The following is a 16849-nucleotide window of genomic DNA, read 5'->3' as shown; positions in this document are numbered from 1 at the left end:
AATGAAAAACATGAAAAAAATTGCAGTAATCGGAGCGGGGCCGTATGGATTGATGATGCTGGATCAGCTTATTTACCAGCACTCGGGTACATTTCCAATAGAGCTTTTCATCTTTGACCCAGATGGACCAGGCGGAGCTGTTTGGTCGCCTAAACAAAGAGGGACGGTCCTTATGAATAGCGTGATGCAGCACGTCACCCTATTTTCCGATGGTTCTCCAGAAAAGGGACGATCTACTACTCGAGGGCCTAATCTGTACGAATGGTGCAAAAGCGAGGCGTTCACATTTATTCCAACGCAAGCAGATGTAGATCAGCGTCTGTTTTTGAAACAAGCTGAGAAGCTGCAGAAAAACGATTGCTGCGAACGACGTTTTTACGGATTGTATCAGCGATGGTTCTTCCAATCCTTAAAAGAAAAGCTCCCTTCGACGATCCGTTTGACGATGGTACCGCAGAAGATCATGGATTTGGAAATGGACGCTCACATTACACTTTTTGCAGAGGAAACTTGGCAGGTGGATCAGGTCATTTTAGCGACAGGACATGGACAAGATCTCCCGACAGACGAAGAAGCCGAACTAGAGAATTACGCTCGTAAACATCAATTGTATTATCAAAAACCAGCTAATCCAGCAACCGTTGATTTATCTAAAATCGGTACCAAGGAGGATGTAATATTTCGTGGTGTCGGGTTAAGTTTTTTTGATTACGTAGCAATGGTCCCAGAATTTTGGGGTGGGCATTTTTATGAAGAAGATGGGAGATTATCCTATCGCCTCTCAGGAAATGAAGGGAGAATGATCGTGGGGTCTGGAGGCGGTCTGCCTTACCATCCACGCCCAGTGAATCAAAAAGAAGCAGGGGAGGACGCGCAGCCGCAGATATTGACAAAGGAACGTCTAGACAAGTTTAAACCGGGTGATGCACCGATTTTCTTTGATTTGATGAAAAAAGAGGCTGAAATCGTTTATTATCAAAAAAAATTGACCAATTTGTTGATTGATGTAGATGCTTTCCTACAAGACTATGTTCTAATGGACCGAAAAGAGGCTTTAGTAAAACATCAGGTTCCTAAAGAAGACTGGTTGACGATGCAAGAGTTGATCGAACCGGCAAAGAAAGTATCTGCACAGGATTTTTCAAGCTTTGTAGTGGACTATTTGAGACAAAGTATTCAAGTTGCGCTCGCAGGAAACGTGGATGGTCCTGTGGCCGCAGCAATTGATACATTAAAGGAAATTCAATTTCCGATCCATTGGATGTTGGATCATCAGCGTTTTAGCGCGGATGAAATTTGGAATGAGTTGTGGAAAAGCTACAATAAGGAATACGGCTTTATTACTGTGGGGCCGCCTGTCTTGCGAACGCAACAATTGTTGGCATTAGTTGAAGCGGGACTGATTGTTTTTCTAGCACCTGAGATGGTCATAAAAGGAGAAAATGGACAATTTGTGACTTACAGCCGTCAGGCAAAAGAACAAAGATATGCGGCTCGTCGTTTGATCGAGGCACGTATCCCGTCTGTCAGCTACCATCGGACCACCAATCCATTGATACTGAAAATGAAGAAACGTGGTTATTTAGCACCGCACGTTCTTTTGACTGATGATGGTGAGAAGGAGACTGGGGCATTACTAGTGGATGAAAACTCGCATCAGGTGATTGATTCACAAGGAAAACATTCTGAAAATCTTTATTGTTACGGTGTTCCGACAGAGGGAATCGATTGGTTAAATGCCACGACGCCTCGCCCGAAAAACAACGATCGGATTTTTCTAGTTGGAAAGCGGATTGCAGCATCCATCTATCAAAAAAAATCCTAAAAAAACTAACCCACAACTGATTAGATTGTTTCCGTCAGTTGTGGGCTAGTTTTTTAATTAGCGCGCAATTCGTTTTCTACGGGCCTTTTTACGATTTTCATCGATTTTTGTTTCCTGTTCTTCCAAAGGTTCAATAATTTTTTTCTTCACGCCTAAAACAAAGCCGGCAACTATTGCTGCTGTGGCTAAGGTTCCGGTGAAGAAACCGGAAGTAAATTTACGCATCGCTGGTCACTCCTTTTGTACTCGTTTCTTTTATTATGAGGGAAAAACAGCAAAATGGAAAGCTAAATGATTTTATTAAGAAAATTGCAGCACTAAGCTGACAAAAAACGGATGCAATCGGTTTAGTCTTCAAGTATAATTTTCTTGTGAAGAATAAATGATTAGGAGGATGACAATGAAACGTATCAATACAGATAATGCACCCAAGGCAATCGGACCCTATTCTCAAGGAATGACGAGTGGAAACTTAGTGCTGCTTTCCGGACAGCTAGGTATCGATCCATCTACAGGAAAGCTGCAAGAAGGGATCGAAGCGCAAACGACCCAGTCACTGCAAAACATTGAGAATCTGTTAAAAACCGCTGATTTGACTTTAGAAAATGTTGTAAAAGCAACTGTTTTTATCAGCGATTTGGAGAATTTTACGAAAGTAAATGACATTTATGCGTCGCGCTTTGCAGAACCTTATCCAGCACGGAGCTGTGTAGAGGTGGCACGTTTACCAATGGATGCATTGGTAGAAATCGAAGTAATCGCTGAAAAGAACGAATAAGAATAAGATGATCGAAACGAAACAATCCGTTGTTTCGTTTTTTTATTTTATACCTCTTGAAAAAAATTACTAAACAAACTATAATTTATTTAGTAAACAAAACGATTTATAAAGGAGAGCATTTGGTATGGCGATTTTAGTTTTAGGCGGGGCAGGGTATATCGGGTCTCATACGGTGGATCGTATGATCAATCAAGGATACGACGTGGTGGTCGTAGATAATTTATTGACGGGGCACCGACAAGCGGTTCATAATAAAGCCCGCTTCTATCAAGGAGATTGTCGTGATAGAGATTTTATGCGCGAGGTTTTTAAAGTGGAGCCGATTGAGGGTGTGGTTCATTTTGCGGCGAGCTCACTGGTCGGTGAATCTGTAGAAAATCCATTAAAGTATTTTAACAATAACGTGGTAGGGATGGAAGCTTTGCTTGAGGTAATGGAAGAGTTTGATGTGAAGCACATCGTCTTTTCTTCAACTGCCGCTACATATGGAGAGCCTGAAGTTTCTCCAATTAGCGAAGATACACCTACAAATCCTAAAAATCCCTATGGTGAGAGCAAACTGATGATGGAGAAAATGATGAAATGGTGCGATGAAGCATATGGAATGCGTTATGTCGCTTTGCGCTATTTCAACGTGGCTGGAGCAAAATCCGATGCCTCAATTGGAGAAGATCATGATCCAGAGACACATTTAGTACCTATCATCTTGCAGGTTGCTTTGGGCCAAAGGGATTATTTGACGATTTTTGGAGAGGATTATGATACGCCAGATGGTACCTGCATTCGAGACTATGTTCAGGTAGAAGATTTGGCGGATGCCCACATTTTGGCTTTGGAATACTTGAAGGCAGGAAATGCAAGTGAAGTGTTTAATCTAGGTTCAAACAATGGTTACTCTGTCAAAGAAATGCTTGATGCTGCAAGGCAGGTCACAAATAAAGAGATTCCTGCCGTTATGGGACCGCGCCGTGCTGGAGATCCTAGTACGCTGGTTGCATCAAGTGAAAAGGCAAAAAATCTATTGGGTTGGAAACCTGAATATACAGATATTCAGGCAATTATCAAAACCGCTTGGAATTGGCATGTTCAACATCCAGAAGGATATCAAGACAAGTAAGACTGTTCTGTGTTTTTTGATTCATAGTATAATTTAGGAGGAACTATTCATGGCTATCAGCCAAACGATTAGAGATTTTATTACCCTTGCGATTCATTCAGGTGGATGGATGGAAATGGATCGAATCTATTTAGAAAATCAATTGATTGGATTGATTGGAGAGAGCAGTTTAAGCCCTGCTGATACGAGAGCAGTTGACCAATCAGCTGTAGAATTATCAGATCAATTGATCCAACAGGCGATCGAAAATCAAGTTATTCCAAATCTGTCAGCGGAAAAAGAGATATTGGAAGCCCAAATTATGGATTTTATGACTCCTCCACCCTCTGTAGTTAATGCCTACTTTGCTCAGTACTATGCTAAAAATCCTGAGGAGGCAACAACTTATTTTTATAAGTTGAGTCAAGACAATAATTATATAAAAACACGAGAAATTGCTCGAAACGTTGCTTATTTAGCCAAGACAGAATATGGCGAGTTGGAAATAACCATCAATTTATCAAAGCCGGAAAAGGACCCAAAGCAAATTGCTGCTGAAGGAAAGATAAAAAAGGTTGACTATCCCACGTGTCTATTGTGCATGGAAAATGAAGGATATACGGGACGAGCGAACTATCCGGCAAGAAGCAATCACCGGATTATTCGGATGAATCTTGATGGTGAAAGCTGGGGGATGCAATACTCACCCTATGCTTACTACAATGAACACTGTATTTTTCTTTCAGAAGAGCACCGTCCAATGAAAATTACGAAACAAACATTTCAACGTCTGTTAAAAATTATCGATGTGCTGCCGCACTATTTTGTAGGATCAAATGCGGACATTCCGATTGTCGGCGGTTCGATCCTTTCGCATGACCATTATCAGGGAGGACGCTATCAATTCCCAATGGCAAAGGCACCCGTTGAGGAATCAATCACTCTTGATAAATATCCAGACATCAAAGCAGGACGAGTCAAATGGCCAATGTCAGTCATCCGCTTGCAGGGGAACGACCCTGATCGTTTAGCAGATGCTTCAGAATATATTTTAGAAAAATGGAAAAGCTATACAGATAAAAGTGTCGATATTGTAGCTGTCACAGAGGATGGAATCGAACATCATACCATTACACCAATCGCTCGCCGAAAAGGAGAGCTGTTTGAAATTGATCTTGTCTTAAGAGACAATAATGTCTCAGAAGAATTTCCGGAAGGGATCTTCCACCCGCACCGGGATGTCCAACATATCAAAAAAGAAAACATCGGATTGATCGAAGTGATGGGATTAGCCATTTTACCTCCGCGTTTGAAAGCTGAGCTGGAGGAGGTAGAAAACTATTTGCTGAATCGAGACAATCGACTGGCGGAGTATCACCGCGAGTGGGCAGATGAATTGAGAGCAGAAGAAATCATCACGGCGGAGAATGTCACAGCCATCGTACAGCAGGCAGTGGGAAAAGCTTTTGTTCGTGTATTAGAGGATGCTGGAGTGTTCAAACGAGATTCACAAGGGTTAGCAGCCTTTGCTGCGTTTGTTGAAACATTGTAAAGCATTTCATTCAAACGAGAAAAATCAATGTTGAAAAAGCAGGAGGGAAAATGGCAACGATACGTGATATAGCAAAATTAGCTGGTGTTTCTCCCGCCACTGTTTCTCGGGTACTAAATTATGATTCGCAATTATCTGTCAGCAAAGAAACTAAACAAAAGGTTTTTGAAACGGCAGAACACTTAAATTACACGAAACACAAAAAAAGTACTCGGCCCTCGATGCCTATTCTTCGTCTAGTGCAGTGGTACTCTTCTGAAGAAGAGCTGGTAGACCTTTACTACTTGTCGATACGTTTAGGAATCGAGAAAAAGGCGGAAGAACTTGGAATAGAAATAAAAAAAGAGTCTTTAGGGGAACTAAGCATGCTGGAAACACAAGGAACGATTGCGTTGGGCAAGTTTGATTCTGAGGAGATTTGCCAACTGAAGCGGACAGATGAAAATATTCTTTTTGTTGATTATGATGCGATGCATGAGCAGTGCAATTCGCTCGTTGTTGATTTTGATGCGAGTTTGAACTTGGTGGTAGATCACTTTATCCAAAAAGGCCACGACAAAATTGGTATTTTATCAGGAATCGAATTTACAAAGCACCATCAACAATTGATTGAGGACCCTCGTTTTTCGGCATTTCGCAGAAAACTGAAACAACTGAATCTTTATCAGGAGAAATTCTCAATCGAGGCACCTTTCTCAGTGGAAGGCGCCAAACAAGCTGTGACCCGATTTTTGCGTGAATCAAACGACTATCCGACTGCATTGTTCGCTTCCAGTGATGCCATGGCTCTTGGTGCTATACAGGCGCTTCAGGAGAAAGGCTTAAAAATTCCAGAGGATATTTCAGTGATTGGATTTAACGATGTTAGTGTAGCCAAATATGTCTCTCCCAAATTATCCACAGTGCGAGTCGAAACGGAATGGATGGGGGAACTTGCGGTTTCCACTGTTTTAGATGCATACAAAGAAATGGCCCCTGTCCCAAGAAAAATCATGTTGGGCACCGAACTGGTTTTACGTGAATCGACTAATTAAGCGATGCAGAACTTTCCTATTTTGGAAGGTTTCTGCATCTTTTTCAGTTAGCCGTCTTTATCAGGGCCTAATTTAAAATCTCTATAAGAGAGCTATAAGGACGATTGATTTTATGATAAAATGTGGTATCTGAAAGCGAGGAAAATTTCTATGAAACTATTGGCATTCGATACATCCAACCAAGGCTTGGCGGTCGCAGTTTTAGAGGATCAGCAGGTGATCGCTTCGATGCAGCTGAATCGTAAGATGAACCACAGCCTGACATTGATGCCTGCGATCGAACAATTAATGAAGGCCAGTGGTCTGATACCGAAGGATTTGGATCGTATCGTAGTTGCCCAAGGACCAGGTTCTTATACAGGAATTCGAATTGCGGTTACGACAGCGAAGACATTGGCAGATACATTGAAGATCGAGTTGGTCGGAGTCTCAAGCTTGGCCAGTATTGCGGCAAATTTTCGAACGGATTCTTTGATCGTTCCGCTGTTTGATGCCAGAAGAAAAAATGTTTATGCTGGCGGGTATCGTTGGGAAGATCAACAATTGAAAGCTGTTTTTTCGGATCAGCATGTCTCGCTGGACGAATTGCTGGATAATCTCAAGGAACCGGCTATTTTTGTCGGTGAGGCGGAAAAATTTCAAACTCTGATTTATGAACGATTGCCGGATGCTAACATTATTACTGAGGATCAATTCAATTTACCCAATGCAGTAAGTTTGGGAAGATTGGGTTTGGAGCAAAATACGGTAGAAGACATTCACTCTTTTGTTCCAGACTATTTAAAACGTGTAGAAGCAGAAGAAAATTGGTTGAAAACTCACCCATCTGAGGATACGGATTATGTTGAAAAAATTTAGTGGACTGATCAAAACTTTTTTTATTCGCAGATCTCCTTTAGCACAACCTAAGAAAGTATCCATTAATCAAGAAGATTATATTCTTCGATCAATCATGGATGCTGATATCAAAGAGTTGATTGCATTAGAAAAGGATGTTTATTTTGGTGAAACACCTTGGACCAAGAGTGCCTTTTTATCGGAGATCCATTCACCAATTCACCATCTTTACGCGTGTCTGATTCGTCAAAAAGAGATTGTCGCGTTCATTGGCTGTCGTGTGATCGGAAATGATACTCACATTACAAATGTGGCCGTGCGGCGTGATGCGCAAAACGCGGGATTAGGCAGCTATTTGATTGACGAAGTTGAAAAATTCGCTATAATGAATGGCTGTATCACCCTCTCTTTAGAAGTGCGGGTCAGTAACAAGGATGCCCAGAGACTGTATCGGCGTCTTGGGTTTGAAAGCCTGTCCATTCGCAGGAATTATTACACGGAAGATCATGAAGATGCGTTGGAGATGATTAAGAGGTTACAGGAAGAATGATCATTAAGGAATCAATAAATCAGGAGTTAGCTGAACAAGTATGGGAAATCAGTCAACACGCTTACGAGTTTGGTTCTCCTTGGCCTAAGAAGATTTTCGCTGAGGATATCGCTTTGTCACATAGTCATTATTTTATCCTTGAGGAGAAGCAGCAAGTGATTGGCTTTGTTGGGGTTCATCAGGTATTGGATGAGCTGGAAGTTACGAACATTGCCGTTCGTCCAGAATACAAAGGCCAAGGATTTGGCTTTCATCTCATCCAGCGATTGATTGACTATGCGAAAGAGCAGGGAATCGTGCAAATCTTTTTAGAAGTACGTGCCTCCAATCAGTCGGCACGTCAGTTTTATGGGAAGTACGGATTTAAAGAAACCGGCCTTCGAAAAAAGTATTATGCGCATCCGATCGAGGATGCTATTTTAATGAGTATGAGGGTGAATGAAGCAAATGCAGATTGATGAATACATATTAGCAATAGAAAGCAGTTGTGATGAAACCAGTGTAGCGATCGTAAAAAATGGAGAAGCGATCCTTTCCAACATTGTAGCCTCTCAAATCAAAAGTCATCAACGGTTTGGCGGAGTGGTGCCTGAAGTGGCCAGTCGGCACCATGTGGAACAAATTACAATTTGTTTGGAAGAAGCACTGGAAGAAGCCGGTATCGCTCCCGAAGAGTTGACAGCTGTTGCTGTAACATATGGTCCGGGACTGGTCGGGGCGTTACTTATTGGTCTAAGTGCAGCGAAGGCGTTTGCTTGGGCTCACGGATTGCCGCTGATTCCGGTGAATCACATGGCTGGACATATTTATGCAGCTCGGTTGACTCAGCCTCTAAAATTTCCTCTGATGGCCCTCTTAGTCAGTGGAGGACACACAGAGTTAGTGTATATGGTGGAGGATGGTTCATATCAAATCATTGGAGAAACTAGAGATGATGCAGCCGGAGAAGCTTATGATAAAGTCGGACGAGTGCTCGGGTTACCCTATCCAAGCGGCAAAGAAATTGATCGACTAGCACATGAAGGAGAAGATATTTTCCACTTTCCACGTGCGATGATCAAAGAGGACAACTTTGATTTCAGCTTTAGCGGATTAAAAAGTGCGTTTATTAATTTGGTCCATAATGCACAGCAACGGGACGAAGAGTTAGATAGTAAAGATCTTGCTGCAAGTTTTCAAGCAAGTGTCATTGAAGTGTTAGTTACAAAAACACTTCGAGCTTGTCAGAATTATCCGGTATATCAGTTGATCATTGCTGGCGGAGTTGCAGCAAATCAAGGTCTGCGAGATGCAATGCAACAGACACTGGAAGAACAAATGCCCGACTTGACTCTGATTATTCCACCTTTGCGATTGTGTGGAGACAATGCAGCAATGATTGGTGCTGCTGCACATGTGGAGTTGAGAAAACAACACACGGCGGCTATGGATTTGAACGCGGAACCCAGTGCTGCTTTTCAACGAGAAGTTGTCTAGAGTCTAGGAGTCATTTATTTCAAGAGATTCGACCTATTCATTGATAACGCAGTGCTGTCTTCCTTTGGAAAATAGGAAGTATGAGATATCTGAGGTGAGTCGATTCATAGTATAATTTGGATGCATGATTTTGATCTTTTCGAGGGTTGAATGACTTAGAGTATGGGAGTGATCCCGTACTCTTTTATTTTACAAAAAACCTCCAAAAACAGACAAATCACGTCATTTCTGGAGGGTTTTTCAGAGACTTATGCTACAGTCTCGTCTCTTTTTTATAGAAAAGAACACTCAGAAAGGATGTTCTCAAAGGTTACAACACTCGTTTCTTATAACTCGGCATTATTCTTAAGGCACCAACGACGAGGGTCAACGCTAGAAATCGGTCTAAATAATCTGTTCCAAGCTGTACGAGAAAGACACTCAATGTTTGATTGAGCCCTAATCCATTCAGGATTTGTACGATCATGCTGGATCCAGAAGAAGTGATTCCTCCGAACAATAGAACGGTGATGAGCGAAGCAATGAACGTACCAGGAATCGTGATCAGCAATGCCTTAATGATGAGGGGACCCTTAAAGGTTTGTCGATACACGAGCAGCCCAGTCATCAAACCTACGCAAACTTGAACAGGTGCAAAGTAAAGAGAAAAAAGATCGGTTGTAAGTCCTGTGATCAATGCGCTGGATAATCCAGTAAGAATTCCAGCAAAAGGACCAAATGCAGCAGCTGAAAGCATCGTACCCACTGCATCTAAATAAATTGGAAGCCTCAAGAATAAAGCGAGGTTTCCTAAAACAATGTTCAGAGCAACGGCCAATGCCATCAAAGCAAGCTGATGGGGAGTTGTTTTTTTCAAATGACTCATCCTAACTGTAATTGATTTAGATCAGAAGCGATCAAAGCTTCTGGTGCATCTAAAAGGACGGTCAAAAACTGGGTGAAAAAGCGGCGAGTATCCACCGATACTAAAATCCGGCTGTTCACCTCTTTTTGCCAAAAATCGTAACGGTCAACCAGTGTCTGTCCAAGACTGATGCCGTTGGTCTCTATAGCGGTATAACTGTCAAAGCCTTGACAAAGGCTTTGGTCAATGTAATAAGCAACAGCTAGAGGGTCATTGATCACACAACCAAGAAGATGTTCATATTTCCAATGAAAATCAAAATAAAATTGAGTGATTCTTTCCATGTACTGGTGCACATGCGGATTAATTCTCGAACAATAATTTAAAAGATTCGGTGTCAAAACAATCTGACGGGTTACATCCAAGCCAACCATTTCGATCAGACAGCCGAGATCTTGATAAACGATGGCTGAAGCCTCCGGGTCGCACCAATAATTAAACTCTGCCACAGGCGAACAATTTCCATGACTTTTATAGGTTCCACCCATCGTTACAAAGCGAGTCAAATGTTTTCCTAAACAAGGGTTTTTGCCCAGCGCCATGGCAATATTCGTCAAAGGTCCAAGAGCAATGATACCCACGTCTTGCTTCTCGCTAAAAAAATCTGCTAAAAAATCTGATGCAGATGTAGGTTGAACCTTAATCATCGATGTTCTTGGAATGTTGCTCTCTCCAAGCCCATCCATCCCGTGCGTATCTTGAGCAGATACGAAGGTCTTGTGTAAAGGCTGGGCCGCACCAGTATAGACTGGGACATCCAGTCGCTGACAGCGTTCCAAAACTTTGAACACATTTTCCACACCTAGATCAACCGGAACATTTCCTGCTACAACGGTCACTGCAAGAACCTCTAGCTCCTCTGAACGTAACGCGTACTCTAGAGCTAAGACATCATCGATTCCAGGATCACAATCAATAATCACCTTTTGCATTTTTTCTAACCTCCTTCTTTCTGATGAACAGTTTGCAAATGGACAGTACAACCCCTTCATCAAGAGATACTTAGTTTTTTATTCTGGGAAGTTTTCGAACCAGTCCGAGTTTCCACACTCGATTTTAAATGCACCCTTTTATCATAGAGGATTTAAACAAGAAAGAAAAGAAGCATTGCTATTTTCATCAAATTCTGCTATTGTGTATAAAAATAGATTATTTTACACGTTTATTGTTTAAATATTCGGGAGGAAAAAATTATGAATTCAGTATTTCAAGGGAAAAGTTTTTTAAAGGAGATTGATTTTACAAAGGATGAACTGCTTTATTTGATTGATTTTGCTGCTCATCTTAAGCAATTAAAGAAAAAAAATATTCAACACCACTACCTAGCCGGGAAAAATATAGCTTTGCTGTTTGAAAAAACCTCTACTAGGACACGAGCTGCATTCACGACAGCTGCAATTGATTTAGGGGCTCATCCAGAGTATTTAGGAAAAAATGATATTCAATTAGGGAAGAAAGAGTCTGTGAAAGACACGGCAAAAGTGTTAGGCAGTATGTTCGACGGCATCGAATATCGAGGTTTTTCTCAGGAAGCGGTGGAGCAGTTAGCAGAGTTTTCCGGTGTTCCTGTTTGGAACGGGTTGACTGACCAATGGCATCCAACTCAAATGTTGGCAGATTTTTTAACAATCAAAGAGCAATTTGGTACACTTGAAGGGTTGACGCTGGCTTATGCCGGGGATGGTCGAAACAATGTGGCAAACTCCTTATTGATCACGGGGGCAATTTTGGGAGTAAACATGCACATTGTGACCCCGAAGGAATTATATCCGGAAGAGTCATTGATCAGTTTAGCTGAGGAGTACGCAGCAAAATCAGGGGCTGAAATCGTAGTGACAGACAACATCGATTTAGGCGTCAAAGGAGCCGATGTGGTTTATACGGATGTTTGGGTGTCTATGGGTGAGGAAGCAGAATTCCAAAAACGGATCGATTTACTGCTGCCTTATCAAGTGAATCAAGCAATGATCAACAAAACAGGTAAAAAAGAAACGATCTTTTTACATTGTCTGCCAGCCTTTCACGATTTGGAAACGGAAGTTGCGAAAGAGATCCAAGCATCATCCGGACTAGCAGAAATGGAGGTCTCCGATGAAGTCTTCCAATCAGATTATGCGTATCAATTTGAGCAGGCTGAAAATCGGATGCACACCATCAAGGCTGTAATGGCTGCTACTCTGGGAAATTTGTTTATCCCTAAAGTTTAACCTTGACTTCTTTGGGTTATCTGGTACTATGAAATCCAGATAACTATTTCGTCAATGACAAAGAGAAGTCTATCGACTGTTTTTTAGCGATTTCGGGAGGGTGTGAGCCGGATAAACAAAGATAGAGGGCGCACTTTGGAGAGGAAACGGCAGCTACCGTTATAGTAAAGATGGTCGTAAGACAATAAGAGTGGTACCGCGGGAAATCTCGTCTCTGATGATAACTTCATCAGAGACTTTTTTTGTTTTTAAGGCGATTTGTTCTGCATTTTACATGCAGGATGGCATTTTTTTGTAAACCAATACGAGTAGTAGGAATTTTGTAGAAGATGAACCAATAGGAGGAAATCAGGATGAACAACAAGGAAATCGTCGCACAGGCTATTTTTGAGGCGGTAAAGGAAGAGTTGACAATAGAGGAAGTTGGAAGGCTTTTAGAAAACCCTAAGTCTGCTGAACACGGAGACGTGGCCTTTCCAACTTTTGCTTTGGCAAAAATTTACCGGAAAGCACCTCAGCAGATTGCAGCCGATTTAGCTAAAAAGATCAATGGCGATCGTTTTGAAAAAATTGATGTTGTAGGACCGTACTTAAACTTTTTCATGAATAAAGAAGTTATTTCAAGCCTAGTGTTAAAAGAGATTGCTAAAGAGGGCAGCACTTTCGGAGACAGTGTGATTGGAAATAAAGGGAATGTCACTATCGATATGTCCTCTCCTAACATTGCTAAGCCAATTTCTATGGGACACTTGCGTTCCACGGTGATCGGCAATTCCATCAGTCTTATTCTGGATAAGGTAGGCTTTCAACCAGTCAAAATCAATCACTTAGGAGATTGGGGCACGCAATTCGGCAAACTGATTGTTGCGTACCAAAAATGGGGTTCCGAGGAAAAAGTGAAAGCTGAACCGATTACAGAACTTTTGCGTTTATATGTTCAATTCCATGAAGTTGCAGAGAGCGAGCCTGCTTTAGAAGACGAAGCACGCGCTTGGTTCAAAAAACTAGAAGAGAATGATGAAGAGGCCGTTGAATTGTGGAAATGGTTCCGCAGCGAATCATTAAAAGAGTTCGATAAAATTTATCAAATGCTGGAAGTGTCGTTTGATTCATACAATGGTGAGGCCTTTTATAACGATAAAATGGCTGAGGTCGTTACGATGTTGGAGGAAAAGCATTTGTTGAAGGAAGATCAAGGTGCGGAAATCGTGGATCTTTCAGCTTATGAGTTAAATCCTGCACTAATCAAGAAATCTGATGGTGCAACATTGTATATTACACGAGATCTAGCAGCAGCAATATATCGAAAACGCACCTATAATTTTGTGAAATCTTTGTATGTTGTAGGCAATGAGCAAAGTATTCATTTCAAACAATTGAAGGCTGTGTTAAAAGAAATGGGCTTTGATTGGTCGGATGAAATGACGCATGTACCATTCGGATTAATCACTCAGGGCGGTAAAAAACTGTCTACTCGAAAAGGCAAAATCATTTTATTAGAAGAGGTTCTAAACGAAGCGATCGAATCTGCTTTGAATCAAATCGTCGAGAAAAATCCTGATTTGCCAAACAAAGAGGAGGTAGCCCGCCAAGTAGGGGTAGGTGCAGTAGTCTTTCATGATTTAAAAAATGATCGTTTGAATAATTTCGATTTTGAATTGGAAGAGGTTGTTCGTTTCGAAGGGGAGACGGGACCTTACGTGCAATACACCCATGCACGCGCTATGACGATTTTGGATAAAGCGGGTTTTACACCTAATCCCGAGGCAGTTTACGCATTAAATGATGGGGACAGCTGGGAAATCATCAAGCTTTTACAAAATTATCCTGAGGTCGTTATGCAGGCTGCCAACCAATATGAACCATCCGTGATTGCCAAGCATTCATTGAAAGTTGCCCAAGCCTTCAATAAATACTATGCACATACCAAAATATTGGTCGAAGATGAACAAAAGGATGCGCGTCTAGCATTGGTTTCAGCCGTGACTACGATCTTGAAAGAGGATTTGCGGTTGTTGGGCGTTCATGCACCGAATAAGATGTAGCAGCTCCAGGAGAAGAATGGATCTCGGTCCATTCTTTTTTTGTTTGAATTATTTAGAACTCCTAAAAAAAAAGACAAGCAATCCTCTTAGTGCAATTGCATAATGAAATTAGGTAAGAAAAAAGAATTAGTGCAATCGGATTTTTTGTGAATAATCAGCATTTCGTCTGTTCTGGTGCTCAAAAAGCGCAATCCTGCAAAGAAAAGAATTTAGATTTTGGTGAAGCATTGCACTTAAGTAAGTGCAATAGGTTTGTATTGTGACAAGTGATTTTCATGATTATAGTAGCAAGTGTAAGGAGATAAACGGATGATGCAATTATCGAAACGAGAGATCAAAATTTTATTAAAGCTGCTGGACAGTGAAAAAAGTGTCACGACAAAGGAATTGTCTGATCAATTTCTTGTAAGCGTGCGCACAGTGAAATATGACTTGGACAATATTCGCCTGTGGTTGTATGAACGTGAAATCGAATTGCATGCGCAACGCAGCAAAGGTTTTTGGTTTGAACTGACGGAAACGCAGCGAATCGCTCTAAAAAATGAACTCATTGGAGAGAAATTTTTTGACGTTTACTTGGATCAAAAGGCAAGAATTGATCAGATCACTCTTTGTCTCTTGTTTTCTGAAACGGTAACGACGGCAAAAAGGTTAGCGGATTCAATGGATGTTTCAAAGAATACCATTATGACTGATTTAGAGAAGGTCGAAGAATTTGCATTCAAATACGGCTTAGTTTTGAAAAGACAAAGCGGACAAGGATTTTGGCTAGAAGGCACGGAAGAAAAATGCCGGTTTTTGATGGACTATCTCTTGCATCACAGCCTTACAGAGTATGATATCTATCAAATTATGCATCGATTGACTGATCCGTTAGAACCGGCCAAGCATCCGATTCATATCGGCAAAGGTCTTCCCTTTTATGAAGTTTATCAATTGGTGATCGATAAAACAGCAGAATTATTGGCTCCTAACGTAATGAACGAATTCAATTATGCGGAGTTGCTGGCAATCACGTTTCGGGTTGCAATCGCCACTAGCCGGCTGCTGATTCATAAATCAATTGGTTCATTTACTTTGCTTCAGGAAAGACAAACGCTGTTGAAAAATCAAGACATTCCAATGATGTTGATGGAATTGGTCTTTTCTCATTATGGTTTGCCGATACTCAGAGATGAATATGAATATATTTGCAGTGATTTGACGGTAGAGGAAGAACATCCTGATACACTGCAGCTGTCTATTCAATTGATTGACTCTATATCTAAGGATATGAATGTGTCATTCGATGAAAACCCGCAATTGCTGACGAACCTGTTTGCTCACCTGTCCTTGCGACTGGGAAAAAAGCATTTATATTTGAATGAATACAATCCTTTTATCGATGATATCAAGGGGATGCATCCAGCATTATTCTCAGCAATAAAGAAAGCCTGTCGCAAGGTTCTACCGAGTGCGATGCGTTATTTGATCAATGATTCCTTTATCTCCTACATTGCACTCCATTTTATGGTCCATTTTGAAAAGGAAAAGATAGAGCAGGGAATCGTTCGCATCGTGTATGTATGCTCAACGGGATTAGGGGTAACCAGTTTGATTCAACAAAAAATCGAAGAAGAGATTTCCAATGTAGAAATCGTCAGCTTTGCATCCGTTTTAAACGCAGTGGAAATGATCCGTACGCATAAGCCTGATTTGGTGGTCAGCATTTTTCCCATCGAAGGAATCAATTGTCCTTTGATCAAGGTGAACGCCATTCCCTCGCGAGAGGATATTGAAGCCATCAAGGAGTTTACAAAGAAAACCGCAGTCAATCGACAACCGGCGGCATCGTACGTGCGATTTGATCGTACTCAACTTGGTACAGCACCTGAGGAAGCGACAAAAGAAGTCATTTTGAAGGGCTTTATCCTCTATGAAGGCTTAAGAAAACTGTTTGCCCAGCGATTAAAAAAGGAAATCGAAGATGCCTTTTTATTGCATGTCTTCTTGATGGTTCATCGCATTATTTTTAAGCAACAATATGAGTTGGAGGGCAACGTAGATCATCACACGCTCTTTCAGGACCGTCACCTGTTCAAAGCAATCGAGCAGCTATTCTCTGAAAATGATTTGGCTGTCAATGAAGCGGAGTTAACGGCATTGTTCAATTATGTCGACAAAAAAAGCAAGGAGGAAAGAAAAGGCAATGAAAGTAACAGAAGAGAGTCAGCAGATTTTTCAGAAGAGTGTTTATCCTGAAGAATTGAAAGCAATTGTCGACTACACAGATAATTTAGTAACAACCTATCAAATCGAACCAACGGAGCTGCAATGGACGATCTTGATCAATCACTTGAATGAAATGATCTTACGACAAAAGGAAGGCACTACGATTCCCACTGTAGATCCTGAAATGTTCAATGAGGTTTCGAAGGAGGCAATGCAGATCTCAAGAAATGTCGTTGAGAAAATCGGCGGACTTGCCGAAGACGAGATCTATGTTTTATCGATTCACTTTGAAAGTGCTAAACAAAATTAATCAATAATTAGGAGGAATAAA

Annotated in this window: 16 protein-coding genes and 1 riboswitch; of the genes, 13 read left to right on the top strand and 3 right to left on the bottom strand. The window is 41.3% G+C overall.

Annotated features, from left to right (window positions below; genetic code table 11):
- Position 1 precedes the first annotated feature (1 nt).
- Positions 2–1825 (top strand): FAD/NAD(P)-binding protein, encoded by a 1824-nt coding sequence (locus tag NRIC_RS00920; RefSeq protein WP_227873698.1) that lies wholly within the window; start codon positions 2–4, stop codon positions 1823–1825.
- Positions 1826–1882: 57 nt separating this feature from the next.
- Here the strand turns inward: NRIC_RS00920 and NRIC_RS00915 are convergent, their stop codons facing one another.
- A complete protein-coding gene (locus NRIC_RS00915) occupies positions 1883–2050 on the bottom strand; it encodes a DUF3042 family protein (RefSeq protein WP_146620810.1) in 168 nt (55 codons plus the stop codon).
- A 175-nt stretch (positions 2051–2225) separates the two neighbouring features.
- Between NRIC_RS00915 and NRIC_RS00910 the strand changes: the two genes are divergently transcribed.
- The 8 genes from NRIC_RS00910 to tsaD all read left to right on the top strand — a co-directional run bounded on the left by NRIC_RS00910 (position 2226) and on the right by tsaD (position 9151).
- Complete coding sequence (locus NRIC_RS00910) at positions 2226–2603, top strand: RidA family protein (protein ID WP_146620809.1); 378 nt, start codon at positions 2226–2228, stop codon at positions 2601–2603.
- A 127-nt stretch (positions 2604–2730) separates the two neighbouring features.
- Positions 2731–3723: a UDP-glucose 4-epimerase GalE gene (gene galE / locus NRIC_RS00905; protein ID WP_146620808.1), complete on the top strand. Its 993-nt coding sequence runs from the start codon at positions 2731–2733 to the stop codon at positions 3721–3723.
- 49 nt (positions 3724–3772) lie between these two features.
- The gene (galT, locus tag NRIC_RS00900) at positions 3773–5254 is read left to right on the top strand and encodes a UDP-glucose--hexose-1-phosphate uridylyltransferase (protein ID WP_146620807.1); all 1482 of its coding nucleotides are present in this window, start codon (positions 3773–3775) and stop codon (positions 5252–5254) included.
- Positions 5255–5304: 50 nt separating this feature from the next.
- A complete protein-coding gene (locus NRIC_RS00895; protein ID WP_146620806.1) occupies positions 5305–6288 on the top strand; it encodes a LacI family DNA-binding transcriptional regulator in 984 nt (327 codons plus the stop codon).
- A 150-nt stretch (positions 6289–6438) separates the two neighbouring features.
- On the top strand, positions 6439–7146 hold the full coding sequence (tsaB, locus tag NRIC_RS00890) for a tRNA (adenosine(37)-N6)-threonylcarbamoyltransferase complex dimerization subunit type 1 TsaB (protein WP_146620805.1): 708 nt from the start codon (positions 6439–6441) through the stop codon (positions 7144–7146).
- The gene (gene rimI / locus NRIC_RS00885) at positions 7130–7675 is read left to right on the top strand and encodes a ribosomal protein S18-alanine N-acetyltransferase (RefSeq protein ID WP_146620804.1); all 546 of its coding nucleotides are present in this window, start codon (positions 7130–7132) and stop codon (positions 7673–7675) included. Before tsaB ends, rimI (NRIC_RS00885) begins: the two co-directional genes overlap by 17 nt.
- The gene (gene rimI, locus NRIC_RS00880; protein ID WP_146620803.1) at positions 7672–8133 is read left to right on the top strand and encodes a ribosomal protein S18-alanine N-acetyltransferase; all 462 of its coding nucleotides are present in this window, start codon (positions 7672–7674) and stop codon (positions 8131–8133) included. The genes rimI (NRIC_RS00885) and rimI (NRIC_RS00880) overlap by 4 nt, the downstream gene beginning before the upstream one ends.
- Positions 8123–9151, top strand: coding sequence for a tRNA (adenosine(37)-N6)-threonylcarbamoyltransferase complex transferase subunit TsaD (gene tsaD / locus NRIC_RS00875; RefSeq protein WP_175579963.1), 1029 nt, complete (start codon positions 8123–8125; stop codon positions 9149–9151). Before rimI (NRIC_RS00880) ends, tsaD begins: the two co-directional genes overlap by 11 nt.
- A 310-nt stretch (positions 9152–9461) precedes the next feature.
- On the opposite strand, the gene NRIC_RS00870 is transcribed toward tsaD, so the two are convergent.
- Both NRIC_RS00870 and NRIC_RS00865 read right to left on the bottom strand, forming a co-directional pair.
- Entirely contained in the window at positions 9462–10016 is a 555-nt protein-coding gene (locus tag NRIC_RS00870; protein ID WP_146620801.1) for an ECF transporter S component, read from the bottom strand.
- On the bottom strand, positions 10013–10987 hold the full coding sequence (locus tag NRIC_RS00865) for a nucleoside hydrolase (RefSeq protein WP_146620800.1): 975 nt from the start codon (positions 10985–10987) through the stop codon (positions 10013–10015). The genes NRIC_RS00870 and NRIC_RS00865 overlap by 4 nt, the downstream gene beginning before the upstream one ends.
- 64 nt (positions 10988–11051) lie before the next feature.
- Positions 11052–11096: riboswitch (PreQ1 riboswitch) on the bottom strand.
- A gap of 152 nt (positions 11097–11248) precedes the next feature.
- On the opposite strand from NRIC_RS00865, the gene argF reads away from it, so the two are divergent.
- From argF to NRIC_RS00845, 4 genes are all read left to right on the top strand, one after another.
- Complete coding sequence (gene argF / locus NRIC_RS00860; RefSeq protein ID WP_146620799.1) at positions 11249–12262, top strand: ornithine carbamoyltransferase; 1014 nt, start codon at positions 11249–11251, stop codon at positions 12260–12262.
- Positions 12263–12615: 353 nt separating this feature from the next.
- Positions 12616–14307, top strand: coding sequence for an arginine--tRNA ligase (gene argS / locus NRIC_RS00855; protein WP_146620798.1), 1692 nt, complete (start codon positions 12616–12618; stop codon positions 14305–14307).
- A 309-nt stretch (positions 14308–14616) separates the two neighbouring features.
- A complete protein-coding gene (locus NRIC_RS00850) occupies positions 14617–16548 on the top strand; it encodes a BglG family transcription antiterminator (protein ID WP_227873697.1) in 1932 nt (643 codons plus the stop codon).
- Entirely contained in the window at positions 16496–16828 is a 333-nt protein-coding gene (locus NRIC_RS00845) for a PRD domain-containing protein (RefSeq protein WP_146620797.1), read from the top strand. Before NRIC_RS00850 ends, NRIC_RS00845 begins: the two co-directional genes overlap by 53 nt.
- The last annotated feature ends 21 nt before the right edge of the window (positions 16829–16849 follow it).

This window comes from Enterococcus florum (assembly GCF_004309355.1).
In the GTDB taxonomy this organism is placed as follows: Bacteria; Bacillota; Bacilli; order Lactobacillales; family Enterococcaceae; genus Enterococcus_A; species Enterococcus_A florum.
The sequence above is the reverse complement of the archived record's forward strand: the minus strand, read 5'-3'. Positions and strand labels throughout refer to the sequence as shown.